We start from the raw sequence: 21,085 nt of genomic DNA, 5'->3' as shown, positions 1-21,085 counted from the left end.
CCGCCGCCGGCGATTCCGGCCCGGTGGGCGGCCATGGCAGGTGTGTACCGGCCCACCAAAGCGTTGTCCCCCTTGCCATGGCTGGCCGACCAGCCATGGATCGACAGTGGGCGCTGACCCGCGGGTTGTCGGTCTGCGCTCTGCCGGTCATCCACCCGGGCGCCCACACCCTCTGAGGGTCCGCCGGTCAGGGTCGCGGCCCCGTCGGCAGGTAGTAGGGGCGGTTGTGGGCAGCGACGGGGAGAGACTGGTAGGTCCATGCGCCGGCGGCCGGTGTTCCGTCGCCGAGGAGCGTTCGGATGTCGTGACCGAGGTCGTCGCCTGGGGCGTGGACCGTAAGCCGGGTGCGGGCAGAGTGTTCGGGGGAGGCCAGGTCGTACCAGCGATAGGGCTGATAGACGTTCATGGGGCCGGCGAGCAGGCGTCCCTCGGGGTCGGTGCCGTAGCCGGTGATGGGAGCGGAGTTGGCGGCGACGGGGGTGAGGCCGTCCAGCTCTGCGGTGATGTCGAGCAGCGGGCGCGGGTCTTTCTCCAGGGTGTCGTCCGGGCCGATCGTGGCGGCCTTGCACTGTATGGTCCAGGTTTCGCCGACGGGTCCGTTGAGGGACGGCAGGCCGACCTCGAACCAGCCGGCGTGCTTCGGTTCCGCGTAGAGCTCTCGCCCGGCTCTGATGGCGAAGGGGTTGTCGCACACGACGTGGAGGCGGGCGATGCCGAGCAGTTTCGTCTGGTCCCAGCCCTGGGCGTACTGGGCGTAGGTCAGGCGCGGGAGCCGGTCGCCCTCGCGCGACGGGAACGCGATGACGTTGAACTCGATCTCCTGGGTGGTGCCGCCGCCGAACGCGTACTGCGCGAAGTACAGCTGGTAGTTGAGCGAGGCCAGCGCCTGCCCGTCCTCGAAGATGGCTGCGGTCAGATCCGGGTGCTGTTGGGCGAGCAGTTTGCGGACCGGGCCCGGGTCGACCAGCCAGTCGATGCCGATCTGGTGCAACGCGCCGTAATGGAAAGGGAGTTGGAAAGACTCGGGTACGGGCGGCAGCGGCAGAGGGGTGGTCATTGCGAGACTCCTCGGGTCGGTGTTGGCTCGTCGGTTGCCGGGGGTGCCGAGGGCGGGGCAAGAGGGGTCGGGCTGTCGCGGGCTGCCAGGTCTGCCTCGATGCGCTCCGCGCTGCGCAACGTGAGCGCGGCCATCGTCAGCGTCGGGTTGGAGGTGGCCACCGAGGGCATGCTGCCGCAGCCGACCGCGTACAGGCCGGGGTGGTCCCAGCAGCGCTGCCAGGCATCGACCACCGAGGTGGCGGGGGAGTCGCCCATGATGTGGGTGCCGGCGGCGTGGCCGGCGCCGCGGTATCCGTATGTGCGGCCGCCGTGCTCGAAGCGGCCCGGCCAGGCTGCCACCGGTGTGTAGTCCGTGTGGTCCTCGGCGCCGAGCAGCGCGAAGATCTGGTCGGAGACCGCCCGGGCCGCCGCCATGCCTTCCTTTACATGTGTGTCGAGGTCGTACGTGACGAGAGGGCGGGGCAGGCCGAGCAGATCGCGCTCGTACGGGTGGAGGGTGACCCGGTTTGCAGGGTCGGCGCCCTGTTCCATCTCGAACTGGAGGGTGAACTGGCGGCGGACCCGGTCCCCGACCGCTCGCCGTAACTCCGCGCCGAAGAGCCCCCGTTCGGTGAGGAAGTGGTGCACGTCCGAGTCGACGGATCCCTTCGCCCAGACCCAGCCCCACGCCCCGAGCTCGACGCGGAACGGCGCCCGCAATCGGCGTGCGGCGCCGGAGCGGAAGCCCTCAAGGCCGGAGACCGAGCCGGGGCCCCGGTACGGCCCGGCGTCGTCGGGCAGCAGGCCCCAGGTCAGCAGGACTGGATGGTCCATCAGGTTGCGGCCGACCTGGCCGCTGCGGTCGGCGAGCCGGGAGAGGAGCAGCAGGCGGGCGTTCTCCACGGCGTGCGCGGCGAGCACGACGACATCGGCGTGCGCGACGGACACCTGCCCGTTGTACGCGTGGTACTTCACGCCAGTGGCACGCCCCCGCCCGTCGACGAGGATCCGGCTCACCACGGACCGGTCCCGGAGCGTGACGGTCGTACTCCAGCGCCCCTGGGTCTTGAGCGGGGTGTACTTCGCATACGAGGGGCAGTGCGGCACGCAACTCGCGTTGCCCAAGCACCGGCTGTCCGGGGCGGGTTGTCCGTCCCGCCCGCGCGGCACGTAGCCGCGGCCGCCGTCGTACCGGGGGTCCGGGACGCCGTTGCGCGCGTGCGGGGTGCCGACCACCTTCAGCTCGACCTCGCGCAGGGAGACGGGGTCCTTGACGCGCCGACCGTCGAGGCGGGCCGAGAGGATGCGGTCCACCCGTGAGGGGGGCAGGGCCCGCATGGGGAACACATAGCCGTCGGGCAGGGGCAGGCCGACGTGCGTGCGCTGTTCGTCGGCGTCGGCGGCCACCCCCAGCTCCTCCTCGGCCGCCCGGTAGTGGCGCTCCAGGTCGTCGTACGTGAGGGGCCACCGCCGTCCGTACCCGAAGGACTCGGTGTTGAAGTCCTCCGGCAGCATGCGCGGCGCGAGGCCGGTCCAGACGTTGCCGGTGCCGCCGTTCACGCGGACGTATCCGCTGGCGTACGGGAGCGGGCCGTCCTGCCGCAGGTGGCCGTCCGCCCGGAAACCGGGGGTCCCGTCCCTGCCGGAGAGGCCGGAGAGGTCCGTCACCTCGGGCCAGGGGGCCGCCGGGTGGGCCCGGTAGGGGGAGCCGGGTACCTTGGCGGTGGCCGTCAGGTAGGTGGTGAGCGGGTCGGCGGGCGGCTCGTGGGCGCCGGGGCCCGCTGCGCCCGCCTCCAGGACCAACACCCGTCTGCCGCGCCGACCGAGGCGGTGCGCGACGAGCGAGCCCGCGACACCGGCGCCGACGACGATCACGTCGTACCGTGTCACCATCCGCTCCCGTCAGCCCCGGTGTCCTGGCCGGTCCAATCGCCCGTCTCGCCCCAACTGCCATACCCGCCGGGATCGGTGGCGGGAGCCTTGAGACCGGCCGCCTTCCACACCAGGCCTTCGGCGTAGGCGCGCGGAGAGACCACGATCGGCGGCGGCCCCGGCCAACTGCCCGTGTACCAGAGGTACGTCACCGCCCGGGCCGCTTCCCGCAGCTCGCCATCCAGGACGTCGTCCGGTTCCCGCAGCTCGCGCAGCAGCCGCGCGTACCGCTCCGCGCCGAGCTCTTCCACAGCGACCGCCCGGTACACCTCGGTCAGCCCGGTGGCCTCCAGGGCCACTTCGTCGAAGCCCGTCAGCCGTGCCGACAGGTCAATGAAGCGAGGTAAGTCGTCTGTGGTGGGCACGCGGGCATCGGTGCCCAGTTGCCTGCCGGTCCATGCGCCGCGCTCTTGGAAGGGCTTGTTCACGACACGGGCGATGCTGGATCTTCGCAGGATGCAACGCTCACAAGGGGTTCGGCCTTGGGTAACGGTGAACGGACGGCAGTTCATCACGCTGCGCCTGTCCAGTGCGGTACCGCCCGGTCCATCACCGCCCCAGCCACAGCGACTTCGTTGACCAGCAGCTCACGGGCGGGCTCTCGACCGCAGTCGCGTGCGAGATTCAACTGAGCTGTGCAGATCCATCCAGATGCCAGGTCAAGGTGGCCTCTGCAAGGCGGCTGGGATGCGACGCCAAGCGTTGGCGCGTCCTTGCCGCGCTTTGCCGCAGGCAGCCGGAGAGACTGTCCCGGAGCAGCCTTCTCTGTTCCCGGCCCCGCGAGGTTCTCCATGACGTTCGGACTGGCCCGCCGCGAGCTGCGGCCGAGAGTTCCGCTGCGGCACGGGGAAGGTGACAAGTACCGCCTCACCAGCATCGAAGGGCTGGCCGCGCTGTCCCTGGACGCGCTGAGCTCGGTTGCCTACGGTCCCGAGGCGATCGTGCTCGTGCTGGTCGCCGCCGGGACCGGGGCGCTGACCGCCACACTGCCGGTGACCCTCGTCATTGCCGGGCTCCTGGCGGTGCTCGTCGTCTCGTACGGGCAGGTGATCGCCGTGCACCCGGACGGCGGGGGCGCCTACGCGGTGGCTAAGAAGGACCTCGGGCCCCGGACCAGTCTGCTCGCGGCGGCCAGTCTCGTCGTCGACTACGTGCTCACCGTGACCGTGAGTCTCGCCGCTGGTGCGGCGAGCCTTGCCTCCGCGTTCCCCGCCCTGGGATCGCACCTGCTCGCCGTCTGCCTCATCGGACTCGCCCTCCTCACTGCGGTGAACCTGCGAGGGGTGGCCGAGAGCGCCCGGGTGCTGATGCTGCCGACGGTCCTGTTCATCGTGAGCATCCTCGGCATCATCGTCCTCGGGCTGCTGCGCTCACACCCCGCGGCCGTCGTCGGCAGCGCACAACCCGTCCACGCCACCGAGACGTTGGGGGTACTGCTGCTCCTGAAGGCGTTCTCCTCCGGCTGCTCCGCGCTGACCGGAGTGGAGGCCATCGCCAACGGAGTGCCCTCCTTCCGCACCCCGCGGGTCAGGCGGGCCCAGCGCACCGAGCTGATGCTGGGCGCCCTGCTCGGGCTGATGCTGATCGGCCTCGCGGTGCTGATCCGCCGCGATCACGTGGCCCCGCGCGGTGGCGTCACCGTCCTCGCCCAGCTGACCGCAGGCTCGTACGGCACAGGCTGGCTGTACTACGCGACCAACCTGATCGTCACGCTCGCCCTTGGCTTCGCCGCCAACACCAGCTTCGGCGGGCTGCCCGTCCTGATGAGCCTGCTGGCCCGCGACCACCGGCTGCCCCATCTCTTCGGGCTGCGCGCGGAACGGCCGGTCTACCGCTGGGGAGTGGTGGCCCTCGCCCTGCTCGCCTCCCTGCTCCTGATCGCCGTGAACGCCGATACGCACCGGATGATCCCGCTGTTCGCGATCGGTGTCTTCATCGGGTTCACGATCAGCCAGATCGGCCTCGTACGGCACTGGGCCGGACAGCGGCCACCCCGCTGGCTGCCGCGCGCACTGCTCAACGGCATCGGCGCGGTGCTGACTGCCGTGGCGGGGATCGTGCTGCTCGCCACCAAGTTCCTCGAAGGAGCCTGGGTCGTGGTCGCCGCCGTGCCCTTGCTCATGCTGCTCTTCGCCCGGATCCAGCGCTACTACACGCTGGCTGGAATCGAACTCGGCCTCGGTGACATTCCGCCGCCGCCCGTGCGGCACACCGATTCCCTGGTGATCGTGCCGGTCGGCGAGATCAGCAAACTCACCCAGTACGCGCTGACCGCCGCCAGCGCCCTCGGCCGCGAGATTCTCGCCGTCGCCGTGCACAGTGATCCCGACAAGGCCCGCTCGCTGAGGGCGAACTGGGACCGGTGGAACCCGGGGGTGCGACTGGAGGTCATCGACAGCCCGCACCGTTCACTGGTGCAGCCCATCGTCGACTACGTCCTGGCAGCGGCGAAAGGAGGACGGCAGATCGCCGTCCTCATCCCCGAGGTCGAACCGCACCACCGCCGCTACCAGATCCTGCAGAACCAGCGCGGCCTCCTACTGGCCGCCGCGCTGCGGGCCCGCACGGATGTGGTCGTCTGCATCGTCCCCTACCGGCTGAGCCTGTGACGGGGAGGACGTCGGCAGCCCCTCCGGTGGCATCCGTGCAGACCCGGGCGCTGCACGCATACCTTCGCTGGCGCAACAGCAACGCCCGGCATCCTGACGTGCCGGCAGCCCAACGCCGCGAGCGCGCCCGGATCCGCAGGGAGAAGGGCCTCCGCTGGGGAGGGCGTCCCCTCCCCGCCGAACGGATCCAGGTCTTCAGGTCGAGGACTGCGTGAAGACCCGCTCACCCTCTCCACTCGGTTCCTCGAAGTTGGCCAGGTACCGGTTGAACAGCGTCTCATCCACGGTGACGGAGTTAGCACCTTCCTTGCCATTCCGTACCTCGAGGCGACGCTCCAGCGTCGTCCGGTCGGCCTTGAGATGGACCAGTTCCCAGCGGCAGCCGTGACTTTCAATCAGCGCCTTGTAGTTGTCGCGGGCGGCGCGACTCCAGAAGCTGTAGTCCACCACCACATCGCGCCCAGCCAGCATCAGCTCGACCAGCTCCTGCCGCTGCTCGCGACGAACCTCTTCCTTGAGCTGGTCGAATGCCTCGGTCTCCAGCACCAAGCCAGCGTCGCGCTGCCCGAGTCGCTGCCAGACCACCTCGTCAATCGAGAGCCGAACGTAACCGCGTCGCACCAGCTCCATCGCGTAGGTGGTCTTGCCCGCTCCCGGAAGGCCACACATCAGCACCACCGTGCTCAATCGCTGCGTCACGGAGCCAGGTTAGACCCCGAAAACACGCCCTCATCCGTGGCGACCAAGAGCGCCCGCTGGAAGCGGACACCACCCCGCCCGGCCGACCCGGCGAACCTATGCGGTCAGAGCGCTAGTGAGTGAGGCAGGCCGAGAGAGGAAGCGGCTACTCCAGGCCCGAGAGCCTGAACACCGTGCGGGCCGTTTCCTTGTCGACGCGTGCTGCCAACTGGCGCAGCGCCGTTTCGCCGCAGCATAGGGTGCCCCGTTGGGCACGGGTGCGTGCGTCGCCGTCGAGCAGGTGCCACAGAGGGGGATTGGCGACCAGGACCTTCGGGGCCAGCTCGACCCGGTCGCCCTCGGCATCGCGGAGGACCAGGCGCTGCGCGACGCCGTTGGACCAGCGCACCGAGACCAGCCGGTCGGTGTGTACGCCGGACTCGCGCAGAAACCTCCGGGAGACCAGCCGTCCCCGGCCCACCGATACCCGGGCCGGCCACAGCACCAGGGCCAGCAGGACGGCCAGGCCCGGCCACAGCGCGGCGCGCGGATCGGTGAGAGCTGCCTTGCCTCGGACGGCAGGGCATCGCCGCTCGGCAGGAGTTGCCGTGCCGGGCAGTCGCACTCGGCGCGGGTGCGCGCTGCATGGCCGGGTGCCGCGTGCCCAGAGGACGGGTTCGCCGCCCCTGGGTGCCCGGGACGCGCTCACGACCTTGAGCCTCTAACGGGCAGAGAAAGAAACGGGCAAGGCTCTGCGGGCTGGCTGATGGCGGTCGCCACCCCGCGTTGGCGCGGACCGTTTACGCCCGGGCGCGCTGGCGTACCGCAGGCCGCAAGAGCCACTCGCCCGCAGCAGGACTACAGAGCCGCCCCTGATATTGCTAATGATATCCATTTTCATCTAGAGTCTGGCGAGGAAGGCGTACGCCCCGTAGGCGGTGGGGCCGCACGGACCCGGCGGTACTCCGGGATTGGCGTCCATGAGTACCGGCCGAGGAGCCGTGAGCGCCTGCCACCGGCCGTCGGCAGCGCCTGACGCGCTGCCGACGGCAACCCACACCCTGCTCACTCGCCCCCGGACACCGTGAAGCTGAGGCGATGGGTCCCTTACGGACGCCGCCCGCCGAGAACCAAGGAGAACTGCCGTCATGCCGCTGGGATTCCGCTCCGGACGACCGGAAGGGCCCGTACCCGGCCCTCAGTTGGTCGAGTTGAAGGAGGCCGTGCGTCGCCTCCTCGATCTCGACGAGGACGCCGCCGTCATGATCCGCCAGTTCGCCCGCACCGAGCCGGGCTGCCCGCCGCTGGAGACCGTCGTCGTCGTGCTTCCGATGGACGGCCCGGCCCGCCGCTGGACCCTGCCCCGTCCCGCCGGGCAGGTCACCGAGGGCGATCTGCGGGCCGCCCTGCTCACCGATGCGCACCAAGGAGCCCATGAATGACCACCGCACCTGAACTCCGTGACGAACGGGTGCCCGTCACCGTCCTGACCGGCTTCCTCGGCTCGGGCAAGACCACCCTCCTCAACAGGGTCCTCACCGAGCAGCACGGCCTGCGGATCGCTGTCGTCGAGAACGAGTTCGGCGAGGTCGGTATCGACGACGCCCTCGTGTGCGATGTCGAGGAAGAGATCTTCGAGATGAACAACGGGTGCATCTGCTGCACCGTGCGCGGGGACCTGATCCGGATCCTGGGCGCCTTGATGCGCCGGCGGGAGAAGTTCGACCGCATCGTCATCGAGACGACGGGCCTGGCCGACCCGGCGCCGGTCGCGCAGACCTTCTTCTTGGACGACGAGATCGCCGGGCAACTGCGCCTGGACGCCATCGTCACCCTGGTCGACGCCGCGCATGTGCTCCCGCATCTGGACGACGCCAAGCCCGAGGGCGTGGAGAACGAGGCCGTCGAGCAAATCGCCCTCGCCGACCGCATCGTGCTCAACAAGACCGACCTGGCCGACGACGCGACCCTCATCGACGTCGTCGCCCGCATCCGTGCCATCAACCACGAGGTCCGGATCGTCCCGGCCCGGCACGCGCAAGTGGACCTCCGCGACGTCCTGGACATGGGCGCGTTCGACCTGGAGCGGGTGCTCGCCGACGCCCCGTCCTTCCTCACCGACACCCAGCACCGGCACGACACCACCGTCACCTCGGTCGGCATCGACCTGCCCGGCGAACTCGACGAAGACAGGCTCAACCGCTGGCTCGGCAATCTGCTCCGCACCAAGGGCGTCGACATCTTCCGTTCCAAGGGCATCCTCGCCCTGGCCGGCGCGCCCGAGCAGTACGTGTTCCAGGGCGTGCACACGCTCCTGGACGGGGAGTTCGGCCGGGACTGGCGCGAGGACGAGGAGCGGCGCAACCGGCTGGTCTTCATCGGGCGCAACCTCGACCGTGCGGCGCTGGAGCGCGGTTTCGCCGAGTGCCTGGCCACGGCGGCCGCGGCCGCGTGAGCTTCACCGTCCCCGACCAGGCGCTGATCACCGCCTGGGAGGCCGCCATCGACGACGCGCCGGTCGCGCTCAGCGCACAGGGCGACCTGGCGGCCGTCGCCAGGGCCGACGGCACGGTTCGCGTTCTGGCGGCAGGCGCCGAGGTCTGGCCGTGCCGCATGCCCCGAGGGTGTGCTGAAGCTCGCCGAGCGACGCGACGTCCATCCCGGCTCCGACGCCCGTGACGGCCGGGCGCCGCACCAATGTGCTCGACCGGTTCGCCTTGTGTGTGAAGAAGATCTCGCCGCTCAGGTGGTGCCTGCGGTACACGGCGCGGAAGCGCGCGAGATTCTCAACGATCTGGTCCGGCAGCACCACGTTGAGCGGTGACCCGAGGCCGCCCGCCAGCGTCTGGAGGAAGCCGGTGGCCGCCAGCAGCGACGCCAGCCGGGGCTCCAACCGCTGCCCACCGCCCATAGGAGGGTGCGCCCTCGGGGAGGTGAGGGCCGGACGGGGACAGGGGCAGCTGTGTCAGGTGTGGTGTCGCTGGAGGCCGGAACGGCCAGGGGAGGGCAGTGGAACGGGTCCTCGGCTCTATTCGGCGCGGCAGTCCGGGCAGGCGCCGGTGAGTTCCACGGTGTGCTCGACTTCGGCGAAGCCCGAGGCGGCGGTGATGCGTTCGGCCCAGGATTCGACGTCCTCGGCGTCGATGGGCATGCCCAGGCCGCAGCCGCGGCACAGCGGGTAGTGCCGGTGTTGGGCGGCAGGCCGGTGACGGAAGAGCCGCTCGCCCACTCTCGTGCGTACGACATCGGCACGGTCTGCGGCCGCGAGGGCGCCCAGGGTTCGGCAGACGGTGCTCAGGCCGATGTGCGAACCCGATGCTTCGAGGGCGGCGTGCAGCGTCCTGGCGCCAACGAATCCGCGGGCCTCGATCAACGCCTGGAGCACGGTTGCGCGTTGGGCGGTTCGGCGGCCGATGAGGTTCACGTCGTCGGGCGGGGTGGTCAGCATGCCGTCCTTGGCCCGGTACGGAGCGTTGACCGTACGGCGACGAACGCGACCGCGTACACGGCGGTGGCGACGGCCATGATGGGGAAGCTGGGCGGGAGTTGGGGCACGGCGTAGCCGAGGGCGAGCCCGGCCCACAGGTCGGCCACCGCGAGTCCCGCCGACAGGGAGAGCACCCGGTAGGGCCGATCGGTCAGGCGCTGGGCGGTTCCGGCCGGCGCGGCGAGCAGGCTGAGCAGGAGCAGGGAGCCGACCGCCTGGGTGGCCTCGGCAGCGGCGGCGCCGGTCAGGACGAGGAAGACGATCCCCAGAACACGCACGGGAACGCGACGGGCAGCGGCCACCGCCTGTGACGTCGGCGAACTCGGCGAGTGCGGCCGCGGCCAACAGGCCTGTCGCGCTGGCGCCGATGACGACGGCGGTGGGCCGACGGGTGGTGGTAGCGCTACGAGACATTCGCGTTGATGCTTTCTTGACCGAATCGTCCTGGGTAGCGCCAGTCGGTAATGGCTTGTCCGGGCCTGGAACTGCCGTGGATCCGTAGTCAGCGGTTCTTTGGGACGGCTCCTCCCGCGATGACCTGCAGAGTCAGCGAGAGTCGCCAGAGCGGGATACGGCCAGGTGGCAGCGGAAACTCTTGTGAGGGAACAAGTGCCAGCCACAGGTGGGTGGGCGAGGACGTTCACCGATCCGCGGCTCTGCGCGGCCATCGTCGACCGTCTCACCCTCGGCCGGAACATCATCGAAGGCCGAGCGCAGGACGCCGCAGCGTGACCTCGTCATTGTGACGCTGATGCGTGCGCTGCTTCGAGCTGCACGATCGGTTCAGCGGTGTGCGACGACTTCCTGTTTTGTGACGGCACAACGTGCCGCAACTTCACTTGGCTCCTGCACATCCTCAGCGGGGTCTCTTCGGCGTCGAGGGCGTGGAGTCCGTACCGGACGTCGTCGGCTGGGACGGTGGTGCCGTGGTCAAGGGCCGTCCCTCCTTCGGGTGGTGATCGGCTTCCCGGGCGGGAATGGGGCTGCCGGGTACGTCGGTATTGGCAGGCTGTACCAGTGATTTCCGCACCGTGCAGGACAAGTGACGGCTCGTGATGACACGCGCCGCATCACCGCGCCACGGCACGCAGGGCGCGGGCAGGAGCCAGGATCGGAGCGGAATGGCGACACACATGCGCGGTGCGGTGGCGGGGCAGAGCGAGGCGACGTACGTGCTGCGCAAGCTTCCCCAGGTGACGGTGCTGTTCTGGGTGCTGAAGACGGTTGCCGTCACTCTCGGGGAGACGGCCGGAGACCTGCTCGGCATCACCTTCAAGCTCGGCTACCTCACGACCGCCTTCGTCTTCCTGGTCTATTTCCTGATCGTCGTCGTGGCGCAGGTAGGGGCACGCCGGTTCCATCCCGCCTTGTACTGGGCGGTGGTCCTGGGCACCAGCATGGTCGGCACCGAGATCTCCGACTTCCTCAACCGTGGCTTCGGCCATGGCAGCGCGCCCGACGGCCTCGGCTACGCCTGGGGCGCGGTGATCCTCACCACCGTCCTCGCACTGGTCTTCCTGGCATGGTGGCGCACCGGGCAGACCTACGACGTGGAGAACATCTCCAGCCGTACCGGCGAGATCCTCTACTGGACCGCGATCCTGGTCTCCAACACGCTGGGCACCTCCAGCGGAGACTGGCTCTCTGACGACACCGGCCTGGGCTTTCGGGGCGCCTTCCTGGTCATCGCGGGCATCATGCTGCTCATCGTCGCCGCGCACTACCTGACCGCGGTCAGCGGGACCGTCCTGTTCTGGCTGGCGTTCATCCTCACCCGTCCGCTGGGAGCCGCCGGCGGTGACGCACTGGCCAAGCCGGCAGCACAGGGTGGCCTCGGCTGGGGCACGGCCGGCAGTTCCGCGACCCTGTGCATGGCGCTGCTCCTCCTCGTCGGCCTCCAGACCTGGCACGTGCGCCGCTGCCCGCTGGACCCGCTGCCGGCACCGGTGGACCGGCGCACCGGGCTGCCTCAGCGACCGAACGGAGCACCGGCCAACTCGGCCACCACGCCTCACACGGGGTGAGCACAAGCACCAGGAACCCCCGGCACGGTTCGGCAACGTCAAGAAGGCCCGGAGCGTGGGCTCCGAGCCTTCTTGTGCAGTAGCGGGGACAGGATTTGAACCTGCGACCTCTGGGTTATGAGCCCAGCGAGCTACCGAGCTGCTCCACCCCGCGTCGGTGAACCCAACCCTACGTCACGGATCGACTGTTGGGGACCAGCCGGTCGTGCGGCTGGCCGCGTTCCTGTGGTGGGCGGGTTCGCGGCGGCTGCTTGGGGGTTGCCGGAGCGGGGAGTGCGGGCGGGGAGCGGGCGGAAGGGGGCGTCGTGGTCGATGACCGGTAGGGGGGCTTGAACTACTCCACTGGTAGAGAGGCCTTTCGGGGCTTCATGATGGTGGGGTCCGGCTTCGGCTCGGGCGGTTCGGGAAGGGAGGGCCCCGGTTCCTGTAAAGAGCCGGGCCGTCCATTCCCCTCATGAAGAGCGCGCAGCTTCCTTGCCGTGCAGGGTGAACGCCATGTGCTTGAGACGGGGGAGGGTGCGGGTTCGCGTATGCGGTGAGGCCGGCCCCGGCGCGGAGTCCCGGGGTTTGTGACCATGACCGTTCCCCGGGACTCCTGTGCACTACTTCACTTGACCGCCCGGTCCAACGACCGGCCGCGGCTGTGGTCACCGTGGCTGTCAGACCAAGGCCCGTCGGAGTGCGGCGAGTTGGGCGCCATCCAACGTGTCGCGACGGGTCTTCTCGTAACAACACTCGGCAACGGGTGCGTCGCGCGGCCGCCCTGTGTGAGAGATGCGCGCTCCCGTACCGCTCACGCCCCTTCGATTCCCAGGTCGGCGCGCTGGGCGTGCTGCCCACCGCTGAGCCTGTCGGCGCGGGTTGCGGTGCTGGTGATCCCTACGCCGAGCTCCACGACCACCGGCGAGGTCGCGCCCTCGATCGCGACGTGTTCTGCGTGGCCGCGGGGAACGCGGTGGCGGGGTGGCCTTCCCGGCCGTCTTCCCGCCACCGTTGGCTGCTGGGGCCGGGGGCACGCCGTTACGGCCCTCGTGGGGGTGGAGCACGTGGTGGAAGCGCTGGCGGGCCGCCGCTCGCGGTGGGTGTGGGGGTTGCGCGGCCAGGGCGGTGTGCGCGGGTGGTGGACCGTTGACCCCCGGGGCCGCGCCATCTCCTGGCCGGTCCTCAGGTGTTGAGCCCGTGACCCGTCAACGGCATCCCGGGCGGGGCAAGGCCCCCGTGTGGCGCGGTGGGCCCGTGGGGCGGAGCCCGCCTGCGCCGAAAGGCCGGGACTCTGTGGGGTCCCGGCCTTTCGGCACGTTCTGGGGGTGCGACACCATGGCCGAACAAGGACAACCCGGACCGCCAGGTGCGGTTGAGTTTCCTGGGGTGAACCAGGGCGTTGAAGACCGTGAAGATCTGGCGGCCGCCAGATCTTCACGGGACTGGAGGGCGGAGTCGGCCGCCTTGCTTTCCGGCATCCTCCGGCGGCCGACTGACGATCGAGATCGGCCAAGGCGGACCTTCGGGCCGGAATCAGAAGGCGGGCGCCCTCGGCACACAGGGAGCCGCCGGGGCTGAGGGGTCCAGGGCCCGCTTGACCAGTCCGATCGCACGCGGGCTGTACGTCATGCTCAGATGGGCGGAGAGGTCGACGAAGCAGCCCTCCTGCAAGGTGACGTTCTGCACCGTTGCTCCGGGACCCGCCGTCATGAACGTGCTCTGCCAGGGCGTGGTGATCTCGTCGTACTTCGTGGCGATCACGGTGTAGTCGATCCCGGGAACGGTGTCCCCGTCGGCGTTGAGCTCCTTGATGAAGTCTGATTTCACGTACTGCTGGGGGCCCGCCTTCCCGAGGATCTTCTCCCCGGGGCCCAGCATGTGGAGCATGTCGGCGAGCGTCTCGATGCCGCTCATGGTGGTGCCGTGGTTGGTCGCGCCGAGCTGGACGACCTTCTTGACCTTGTTCTTCGAGGGGTCGGTCGGGTTCGCGCCTCCGTCGGCCTTGAGATACCAGCGGGACAGGGTCCCGCCCTGGGAGTGGCCGACAAGGTCCACCTGGCCGGAGCCGCTGGCGGCGAGCACCTTGTCCACGAAGGCGGCCAGCTCCTTGGAGGACTGCTTGATGTCTCCGTAGCCCTTGACGGTGGGAGCGAGAGCCACTCCGGCGTCGTCGGTGTCGCCGAAGTCGAGGGCGTAGACGCAGTAGCCCTGGGCCTTCAACTCGGGGGACATCCGCGCCCAGTTGTTGTAGCGGTTCTCGTAGGTCCCGTGCACCAGGACGACCGGACGCGGATGGGCGGCGCTGGGACGGCAGTTCCAGTCATTGGCGCCCGGCGGATCGATGTCGAGGTGGAGGATGGAATGGACCATGGCGGGAAGGAAGTTGTCCTGCTTCGGGCCGGTCTCCGCGGCCGCGGACGTGGAGGTGGCCAAGACCGTCGCCGCGGCGGCGGCACAGACGGCGGTGACATATTTCGGTATGTGCAAGACGGCTCCTGAGAAGTGTGGAACTCGGGCCACGCGCGATGTTTCCCATGGGGTGCCGACTGAGGAGGGGACCTCGGGTGACCTCCTCCGACGTCCCCACCGGATGACGCACCGTCAGACCCCGGGCCTGGTAACGCCCGAGGAGAATCCCGGACCGTCGGCCGCGTACCCCGGGTAACTTTCCGGGCCCCCAGTATGCACACGAGGCGGGAGGTTCTGAAGGGAGGAACACAAACCTCGAAGGGGGTAGGTGGGGCTGCCGACAAAGCCCCTCTCCGGGGTCGTGCGGCCGTGAGTGACCTCGACGCCCCCGGCACGCCCCGGAGTTGAGTTCCGCGGAGAGCGCCTTGGCCGTGACCCCGCCCCTGTCATACCTCGTGGCGGCGTCCTTCGATACTTGGGACTGGTACGGCCATTAACACTAAGCACTCGATCTTGAGCACCTATCAGGTCAGGCGCACTGTCGTGGGACCTTGGGCTGATCCAGGGCGGTGGGCGGTCTCCGGGAGAACAAGCTCAGTGCGTGAACACGACTCCAGTCGCGACGCCGAGCCAGAGCATGGCTCCGAAGAACAAGCCGACGATCCGATGTAGGAGGTACTTCCGGGTGAATACCCGTGCGCTTTTCGTCCTTTCGGGCAGGTAGGCGACCGGTACATGGGTTCCGAGGGCCAGCCCGTCCCCGTCATGGGGAGCCGGAACCTGACGGGCCGGCCCTGCCGGTCGGTGAACTCGACGACAGGCGTCGAACCATCGTCCCCAGGCTCATGCTCCTGGTCCACCACCCCCTCGGCACGCAGCCCGTAGCGGCTCAGCGGCAACTGCAGCCGCGCCTCCCGCGCACCGGCCCACAGACTCACACGCCCCACCAATACGGCAGCCCGATACCGACCGTTTCACCCGTCATCCATCCCCTGCCCTCCCGCACGCAGCGCCCGCCCGGCACCGGCCGCGCATTAGGAGGACGCGGCAGCAGCCCGACGATTCACGAAGCTGCGCGGGCACACCGGCTCCTCGGGCTTCCGTGGCCATGGCGGGGGCCACGAAAGGCAGCCCCGCTCCCTGAAGCAGAGATCATCACCGGAGCCACAGCCTGAGCGCGGCGAGGGTGACCGCCCGGTGCCGTCGGACCGGAGGGGGGAGGGCACGTCCAAAACGTTCATGTCCCGTACGCCGACTGCTCCGCAGCCCCATCGTCCAGCGGGGGAGGCGGCGCTGTGAGTGGACATGTACTGGGGTGCCCACGTTGCTGCGGTGCTCGCCGTGATGGGGACCGCGCTTGGCACCGGCGAGTTCTCGGGCACCGCGACGGGATACCGCGATCTGCTGTGAAGTGGGGAGCCGAGCGGCGGCCCGAGAGGTCTTCCAACTGTTCGGACAGCTACAGCCGGGACCCCGCTGATAGGGGCCGTGACCCGCAGAAGCCCCCGCCGGATCGGGTCCGGCGGGGGCTTCTGCATGCAGCGGGTCACGCTGGCGCGGGGTCTGTGACATGGGGTCATGGGCGGCCGCGGGAAGTATGTGGTGATCTCGGCGCTCGGTTGTTTCTGCGGCCGCGCCGGTCGCGGTGCTCGGGCTGCAGGGTCGCGCATGTGCTGCCGGCCGAGCTGGTGGTGCCGCGGCGGGTGGCATCCGAATCCGCCTGTTGCGCTGTTGTACTGGGTGATCGTCTTTTCTGGGCGCTCCCTGGCGTCCTCCGCTGTGTCGCGCAGGAGGAGGGGAGCCGCCCCGGGGCAGCTCCCCCTTGGGGTGGCTTTCAGCAGCGACCGAATCGCAACTCCCAATCGGCGGCTGGGGTGTCGTGGGACACCGGGCGGCCAGTCATGTGCAGCCGTCGTCGACAGGCCGTTGAAGCCATACCCGGTGTCCGCGTGCGGGGCACGTTCCTGTTCGCCTATGCATCGGCCGTGAGTGTGCGGGAGCGGACACCGCGGGTCCTGACGAATACTCAGACGGCTGCCGTCACAGTCCAGTTCGGGCGAGCCGGGAGCAGGCAGGTGGTGCTCTTCGGGGGCTAGCCCCAACTCGGTTGGCGGGCCTGCTGGATGGGCTGCTGTTGTCCTGTGCAGGCACGATCGTCGAAAAGGTACCCGACCGAGGCTTTCGGGAGGGAGGTCCTTGAGCATGGGGGAGCAGCATGCGGGTCCGGTGGGGATGGGGATTGTGTCTGGTGGTGCTGCTGGCCGCTCTGGCGCCAGCAGCCGGGGTGGCTGTGGCGCGTCCTGCCGGGCAGGGCGCCGAGGAGAGCGTGGAGTTCCGCAGCGGGGAGGTGACGCTGCACGGTACGGTCACGGCGCCTGCTGGAGTGGTGGGACGGCGGCCCGGGATCGTGCTGGTGCACGGTTCGGGCCCCGGGAAGCGGTCGGAATACCAGGCGGAGGTCCGGGCCATGGCGCGGGCGGGGTTCGTGGTTCTCAGCTACGACAAGCGCACCGCGGGGTATTCGATGACACAGCGGTCCTACGCTCAGCTCGCTGACGATGCCCTGGCCGGTGTCCAGTTGCTGAGCGGGCGAGCCGATGTGGATCCCCACAAGATCGGACTGTGGGGATTCAGCGAGGGCGGCTGGGTCGCCCCGCTGGCGGCCTCCCGCTCGGCTCAGGTCTCCTACGTGGTCCTGGTCGGCGCGTCCGGCGTATCCCCGGCCCGGCAGTCGGCGTGGGCACTGGAAAACAGACTTCGCCACGACGGCGTCGCCGGGTCACTGCTGCGGACCGTGCCGGTGACCGGCACACGGGTTCTCGCGGATGCCGGTCTCTTCCCCGAGGCGGATTACGACCCGATGCCCGTGCTGCGGCGACTGGGCAAGCCCGTGCTCGCCATGTGGGGCAACGACCAGCAGTCACCTCCCGCGGAAAGCGCCGGGGCCATCGAGAAGGCACTGCGCGACGGTGGCAATACCGATGTCACGCTGCGCTTCTTCCCGCACGCCGATCACAAACTGCACGCCTCGGCCGACGGCTTCCAGCGGGGCAAGGCTCTGACGCCCGGCTACGTCGACACCATGGCGTCCTGGGTGGCAGGACATGGACACCGGACCGACGACGCCCTGCCCCACCAGCCCCGGCAGAGCAGTGCCCTGGCCCCCCTGCCCGGCTACCAGTCATCCGCGGCACAGGCCGCCATCTTCTCGTTCATGGTCGTTTCGTTCGCCACGTACCTGCTGGTGGAACTCGTACGACGCCTGCGCGGGCGCCCCAGCGCCCCGGGCGCCGGCCGGGCAGCGCGATGGCTGGCCGCGACCGGACTGGCTGCGGTGCTCGGCTTCCTGGGATATTTCGGCCTTGTCGCGATGACGCTGTCCCCCGGCCCGGTGTTCGGCAACCGTCCAGTGCTCTGGCTCGTCCTGCAACTCCTGACGGCCGGAACGGCACTGGCGACCGCAGCCACAGCACTGGGCTGGTGGCGAGCCAGGGCCTCGGCCACCGCCCGGACCCACGCCCGCCTCGGACTGCTCAGCCTCGCGGGCGCCGTGTTCATCCCATGGGCACTGTTCTGGGGCCTGATGACACCGTGATGGACGCACTCAAGGACAGCCTCCACACACAGCACGGCTACCCGACGCCCCGCCCAGATGCAGGCTTGCTCGTCTGCCGGAACTGCAGAAGCGGAACCTTCATTTGCCCTGCGGTTCAGCAAGACCTCGGCGTCACCCCGTAGCGGGCGGTGCGGTGACGATCTGGCGGGGGCCTGCCCGCCCTCCTGGGGCCGCCGAAGAGGGTGCGGGACTTGTACAGCCTGGGGCGTACCTTCAGGACTTAAGCCCACCGCGTCCCGCACGGAACTCAGTCACCTGGCCTGTGAGACTGCCTGCAAGGCTGCCCTCCGGCAATCGATTTCGGACGAGCGGCGCCACGCGCTCGGGAGGGGCTCCGGGAGTTGAACCGGGGCGGGGCCGTCACGGCGTTTGCCTCCCGCCCCGGAGGCCAGTCGGGCTGACCGTGCAACGGCCGCCGCGCGGTCAGTGATCGCCGGTGAAGATCTCGCGGCACTCGCGCACGGCGTAGTAGACGAGGACGTAGCCGGCGGCGGGGTCGGCCCACCACCAGCCCAGTGTGGCGTTGAGGGTGAGGCCGAGCAGGACGGCTGAGGCGAGGATGCCGTCGATCAGGGTGACGCGTCCCTCGGTCCTGAGGACCGGGTTGTCCAGGGCGGCGCCGGTGCGGGTCTTGCCGTGGGCGAGGGTGAACATCGCCGCGGCGGTGATGGCTGTCCAGGCGATGCCGAGGGCGGAGTGGCCCGGGTGGTAGGCCGTGACCAGCACGAGGGTGGACTGCACCAGCAGGTACACGGCCAGGGCGGCGAATGCGAATCCGATCATCCGCAGTGCGCGGCGTTGCCGGTCCTCGCCGGTACCGGACAGTTCCCAGATCACCACGGTGGAGGCGCCGATCTCGATGAGGGAGTCCAGGCCGAACCCGGCCAGCGCCACGGAGCGTGCGGAGACGGCGGCGATGGCCAGCACCACGATGCCGATCACGTTCCAGCCCAGCGTGGCGTACTCCAGGGCGAAGCCCCGGCGGAGCAGCGACGTGCGGGTGGTGTCATCCAGGGTGGTCACCGCAGGAGTCTCCCACCGGCTCCGGCGAGGGGCGTCAGCGGTGGTGGGTGAGGAAGAGGCGGGCGCGCCGCCCGCGAGGTTCTCGGCGAACTGGGCGTCGGCGGTGTCCCATACGACCCCGAGCGCTTCCAGATTGTCGGCCAGCTTGCTGGGTATTCGCCCGGCCCGCAGGGCGCGCCGCTGGTCGGAGAGCCACCGCCCCAAGGGGTAGGCGCCTTCGAGGCGTTCGAAGCGCACTTCCAGATCGCCCTCACGCTCCCGGTAGCGGGCCGCGGCGTCGTAGCCGCGCAGCCAGTCCTGGCGTTCGGTGTTGATGATCCGGTACTTGATCCATTTCGCGATCATCACCGGGGCCCGGGGAGCCACGTCTCATGCGAGTTTGATTGAGCTGGGCGCGGTACGAGCTTCGGCAGACCCATTGCGCGCGGCACAGCTACCGAGAGCTGTGCCGCACGGTGGGTCTGATGGCCGTTACCGGACCTACTGTGGGGATACTCGCGCGATCCTGGAGTCGACCAATCGGTGCTGGCCGGAGGGGCGTTGAAGACGTCCTGCAAGACGACCTCAGGACAACCATGCTGGGTGACCTCACACCGGCCGTGATCGCCGCGCAGTACTAGAACGCCTTCGGACGGGTCGTCGGCTACCTGCCGGATGACCGCCAGGCCGTCACCGCTGGCTGGCGGCCTTCGCCAACCAGGCCCGCGAACGCAAGGTCGAACTCCGCTGTATGCGAAGACGCCCGCCCCGTCCTGGGGCGGGCGTCTTCGCGTTCAGGGACGGGACTTGGGGGCTCCTCGGCTACTGGGAAGTCACATCCTGCAGATCTGCATCTGCCACTCAAGATTGCTGAACTCCTATGTAGATGCGAGTCCCAATGGCTGTTAGAGTCCGCATGCGCTGCTCGGGACAGGGTGGCGAAAAGGCCGGTCCGACCCTCGGGTCTGCCCCTGAGCGGCGTACATCCGCGAGGCAGACAGCCGTTGTGATGCCGTGTCACTTCCGCACCGACGGCGCCCGTGCCCCCTTCCGGATACCGCTCCGTACCGCGCCGTGCTGCCTTCATCGCCTGTCGCTTATCGCCTATCGCCCGTCAGATGGGGAGATCCACATGAACACAGGACTTCTGCGCCGTTTCGCCGCGGGCAGGACACTGCTCCTGGGTGCCGTAATGGCCCTGGCATTGCCGGGGACCGCCTACGCCAACACCGTGGCGGTGACCGTGAAGACCCCCGGGGCCACCAGCGGGCCGTCCGGCATCGACTCCGAGATATCGACCCACGCGGACTGTGCGTCAGGCCTCGTCTCCGGCGGCGGGATCAACCAGGCCATTGGCACCGGCGCGGGGGTGAATGGCAACCACGTGATGGGCACGGCGCCCAGTGCCGACGGCACCACCGAGTACACCGGCACGCCCGGGGTCGTCGGCACCGACGTGACCCGCTGGCTGGCCATCGGCGGAAGCGGGGGTCAGGTCAACTCGTCCTTCTCCACCACCCCTTACGCGATGTGCTTCACCAGCAACCTGATCAACCACACCCAGGTCGTCATGAACAAGGTCAACGCACCCACCACCGCGGCGACGGTGGGCATCGTTACGGCGACGTGTCCGGCCAACACCCGTCTGATCGGCGGCGGCGCCCGGACCACCCCGGCCAGCGTCGGCAACTTCAAGGTGATCGGCAGCTTCCCCACCTTCAACGACGCCGCACACGACTTCGGCAAGAAGGCCGCGGCCGACGGAGACACCAACCCCGACTCCTGGTCCGCCGTCGGATGGGACGCCGGCACCGGCAACACCAGCAACGAGACCTACGCCTACGCGATCTGCAGCGGAACCGGCATCAACATCAGCAGCGCGACCGTCAAGGTCCGCCTCACCGATGTGTCCGGCCCGACCATGGGAAGCACCGGCCAGACGGCGACCGTCGGCTGCGGCACCGGGGACGGGAACCTGGTCAGCGGGGGCGCCGCGATCAGCGGAGGAAGCGTGACGACCACCGACTTCACCGGCCCCGGTTCGGGCGGCGACCACCTCAACGGCAGCTTCCCCAGCGACTCCGGCGGCACCCCGGTCAGCGACGGGACCACCACGGCGGCGTACTGGACGGCCTCCACGCACACCGGGGGACAGGCCTCGGCGGGCACCCACTCCGAGACCTGGGCGCTGTGCGCCAACGACGGAGTCTGAGCCGGCGGTTGTCCGAGCCGCGGGCTGTCTGAGCCAGCGGCACCACAGATCCGCCGGCGGGTGTGGTACCGGGCACGCCCGCGCCCGCCCGCGGAT

Annotated in this window: 15 protein-coding genes, 1 tRNA gene and 3 pseudogenes; 8 read left to right on the top strand and 11 right to left on the bottom strand. The window is 69.6% G+C overall.

Annotated elements, in window-relative coordinates; all coding sequences use genetic code 11:
* Positions 1-187: 187 nt before the first annotated feature.
* The 3 genes from ACSHXC_RS06180 to ACSHXC_RS06170 are packed head-to-tail and all read right to left on the bottom strand — an operon-like array spanning position 188 to position 3,335.
* Positions 188-1,057: a hypothetical protein gene (locus ACSHXC_RS06180; protein ID WP_438290587.1), complete on the bottom strand. Its 870-nt coding sequence runs from the start codon at positions 1,055-1,057 to the stop codon at positions 188-190.
* A complete protein-coding gene (locus ACSHXC_RS06175) occupies positions 1,054-2,931 on the bottom strand; it encodes a GMC oxidoreductase (RefSeq protein WP_438290586.1) in 1,878 nt (625 codons plus the stop codon). Before ACSHXC_RS06175 ends, ACSHXC_RS06180 begins: the two co-directional genes overlap by 4 nt.
* Positions 2,925-3,335, bottom strand: a complete 411-nt coding sequence (locus tag ACSHXC_RS06170) for a hypothetical protein (protein WP_438290585.1) — start codon at positions 3,333-3,335, stop codon at positions 2,925-2,927. Before ACSHXC_RS06170 ends, ACSHXC_RS06175 begins: the two co-directional genes overlap by 7 nt.
* Before the next feature lie 426 nt (positions 3,336-3,761).
* Between ACSHXC_RS06170 and ACSHXC_RS06165 the strand changes: the two genes are divergently transcribed.
* Both ACSHXC_RS06165 and ACSHXC_RS06160 read left to right on the top strand, forming a co-directional pair.
* The gene (locus ACSHXC_RS06165; protein WP_438290584.1) at positions 3,762-5,579 is read left to right on the top strand and encodes an APC family permease; all 1,818 of its coding nucleotides are present in this window, start codon (positions 3,762-3,764) and stop codon (positions 5,577-5,579) included.
* 23 nt (positions 5,580-5,602) lie between these two features.
* Positions 5,603-5,794, top strand: a pseudogene (locus ACSHXC_RS06160) (hypothetical protein); the annotation flags it as partial.
* Here ACSHXC_RS06160 and ACSHXC_RS06155 read toward each other — a convergent pair.
* Both ACSHXC_RS06155 and ACSHXC_RS06150 read right to left on the bottom strand, forming a co-directional pair.
* Positions 5,775-6,278: an AAA family ATPase gene (locus tag ACSHXC_RS06155; RefSeq protein ID WP_438290583.1), complete on the bottom strand. Its 504-nt coding sequence runs from the start codon at positions 6,276-6,278 to the stop codon at positions 5,775-5,777. The pseudogene ACSHXC_RS06160 and the gene ACSHXC_RS06155 overlap by 20 nt on opposite strands.
* A gap of 145 nt (positions 6,279-6,423) precedes the next feature.
* Complete coding sequence (locus tag ACSHXC_RS06150; RefSeq protein ID WP_438290582.1) at positions 6,424-6,966, bottom strand: hypothetical protein; 543 nt, start codon at positions 6,964-6,966, stop codon at positions 6,424-6,426.
* A gap of 439 nt (positions 6,967-7,405) precedes the next feature.
* On the opposite strand from ACSHXC_RS06150, the gene ACSHXC_RS06145 reads away from it, so the two are divergent.
* The gene (locus ACSHXC_RS06145; RefSeq protein ID WP_438290581.1) at positions 7,406-7,699 is read left to right on the top strand and encodes a hypothetical protein; all 294 of its coding nucleotides are present in this window, start codon (positions 7,406-7,408) and stop codon (positions 7,697-7,699) included.
* Complete coding sequence (locus ACSHXC_RS06140) at positions 7,696-8,712, top strand: CobW family GTP-binding protein (protein ID WP_438290580.1); 1,017 nt, start codon at positions 7,696-7,698, stop codon at positions 8,710-8,712. Before ACSHXC_RS06145 ends, ACSHXC_RS06140 begins: the two co-directional genes overlap by 4 nt.
* Positions 8,713-8,865: 153 nt before the next feature.
* On the opposite strand, the pseudogene ACSHXC_RS06135 reads toward ACSHXC_RS06140, so the two are convergent.
* From ACSHXC_RS06135 to ACSHXC_RS06125, 3 genes and pseudogenes are all read right to left on the bottom strand, one after another.
* Positions 8,866-9,168: pseudogene (locus tag ACSHXC_RS06135) on the bottom strand (Y4yA family PLP-dependent enzyme); the annotation flags it as partial.
* A 117-nt stretch (positions 9,169-9,285) separates the two neighbouring features.
* Positions 9,286-9,705 carry a Fur family transcriptional regulator gene (locus tag ACSHXC_RS06130; protein ID WP_438290579.1) on the bottom strand — a complete coding sequence of 140 codons (420 nt, stop codon included), beginning with the start codon at positions 9,703-9,705 and terminating at the stop codon, positions 9,286-9,288.
* Complete coding sequence (locus ACSHXC_RS06125) at positions 9,699-10,022, bottom strand: metal ABC transporter permease (RefSeq protein WP_438290578.1); 324 nt, start codon at positions 10,020-10,022, stop codon at positions 9,699-9,701. Before ACSHXC_RS06125 ends, ACSHXC_RS06130 begins: the two co-directional genes overlap by 7 nt.
* A 343-nt stretch (positions 10,023-10,365) precedes the next feature.
* Between ACSHXC_RS06125 and ACSHXC_RS06120 the strand changes: the two are divergent.
* Positions 10,366-10,449: pseudogene (locus ACSHXC_RS06120) on the top strand (IS21-like element helper ATPase IstB); the annotation flags it as partial.
* A 416-nt stretch (positions 10,450-10,865) separates the two neighbouring features.
* Positions 10,866-11,768 carry a COG4705 family protein gene (locus tag ACSHXC_RS06115; protein ID WP_438290577.1) on the top strand — a complete coding sequence of 301 codons (903 nt, stop codon included), beginning with the start codon at positions 10,866-10,868 and terminating at the stop codon, positions 11,766-11,768.
* Positions 11,769-11,848: 80 nt separating this feature from the next.
* Here the strand turns inward: ACSHXC_RS06115 and ACSHXC_RS06110 are convergent.
* A tRNA-Met gene (locus ACSHXC_RS06110) sits at positions 11,849-11,922 on the bottom strand.
* Between the two features lie 1,361 nt (positions 11,923-13,283).
* Positions 13,284-14,237: an esterase/lipase family protein gene (locus ACSHXC_RS06105; protein WP_438290575.1), complete on the bottom strand. Its 954-nt coding sequence runs from the start codon at positions 14,235-14,237 to the stop codon at positions 13,284-13,286.
* A 2,170-nt stretch (positions 14,238-16,407) separates the two neighbouring features.
* Between ACSHXC_RS06105 and ACSHXC_RS06100 the strand changes: the two genes are divergently transcribed.
* Positions 16,408-17,754, top strand: coding sequence for an alpha/beta hydrolase family protein (locus ACSHXC_RS06100; protein WP_438290573.1), 1,347 nt, complete (start codon positions 16,408-16,410; stop codon positions 17,752-17,754).
* Between the two features lie 444 nt (positions 17,755-18,198).
* Here ACSHXC_RS06100 and ACSHXC_RS06095 read toward each other — a convergent pair whose 3' ends face one another.
* A complete protein-coding gene (locus ACSHXC_RS06095) occupies positions 18,199-19,164 on the bottom strand; it encodes a Helicase associated domain protein (RefSeq protein WP_438290572.1) in 966 nt (321 codons plus the stop codon).
* 745 nt (positions 19,165-19,909) lie between these two features.
* Between ACSHXC_RS06095 and ACSHXC_RS06090 the strand changes: the two genes are divergently transcribed.
* Positions 19,910-20,989, top strand: coding sequence for a hypothetical protein (locus ACSHXC_RS06090; protein WP_438290571.1), 1,080 nt, complete (start codon positions 19,910-19,912; stop codon positions 20,987-20,989).
* The last annotated feature ends 96 nt before the right edge of the window (positions 20,990-21,085 follow it).

It is taken from the genome of Streptomyces sp. HUAS TT7, from assembly GCF_051550175.1.
In the GTDB taxonomy this organism is placed as follows: Bacteria; Actinomycetota; Actinomycetes; order Streptomycetales; family Streptomycetaceae; genus Streptomyces.
The sequence above is the reverse complement of the archived record's forward strand: the minus strand, read 5'-3'. Positions and strand labels throughout refer to the sequence as shown.

Excerpts from the sequence above, each read along its gene's own strand:
- ACSHXC_RS06090 (WP_438290571.1), top strand. The coding sequence starts at position 19,910 with ATGAACACAGGACTTCTGCGCCGTTTCGCCGCGGGCAGGACACTGCTC.
- ACSHXC_RS06130 (WP_438290579.1), bottom strand. The coding sequence starts at position 9,705 with ATGCTGACCACCCCGCCCGACGACGTGAACCTCATCGGCCGCCGAACC.
- ACSHXC_RS06140 (WP_438290580.1), top strand. The coding sequence starts at position 7,696 with ATGACCACCGCACCTGAACTCCGTGACGAACGGGTGCCCGTCACCGTC.
- ACSHXC_RS06115 (WP_438290577.1), top strand. The coding sequence starts at position 10,866 with ATGGCGACACACATGCGCGGTGCGGTGGCGGGGCAGAGCGAGGCGACG.
- ACSHXC_RS06165 (WP_438290584.1), top strand. The coding sequence starts at position 3,762 with ATGACGTTCGGACTGGCCCGCCGCGAGCTGCGGCCGAGAGTTCCGCTG.
- ACSHXC_RS06145 (WP_438290581.1), top strand. The coding sequence starts at position 7,406 with ATGCCGCTGGGATTCCGCTCCGGACGACCGGAAGGGCCCGTACCCGGC.
- ACSHXC_RS06180 (WP_438290587.1), bottom strand. The coding sequence starts at position 1,057 with ATGACCACCCCTCTGCCGCTGCCGCCCGTACCCGAGTCTTTCCAACTC.
- ACSHXC_RS06175 (WP_438290586.1), bottom strand. The coding sequence starts at position 2,931 with ATGGTGACACGGTACGACGTGATCGTCGTCGGCGCCGGTGTCGCGGGC.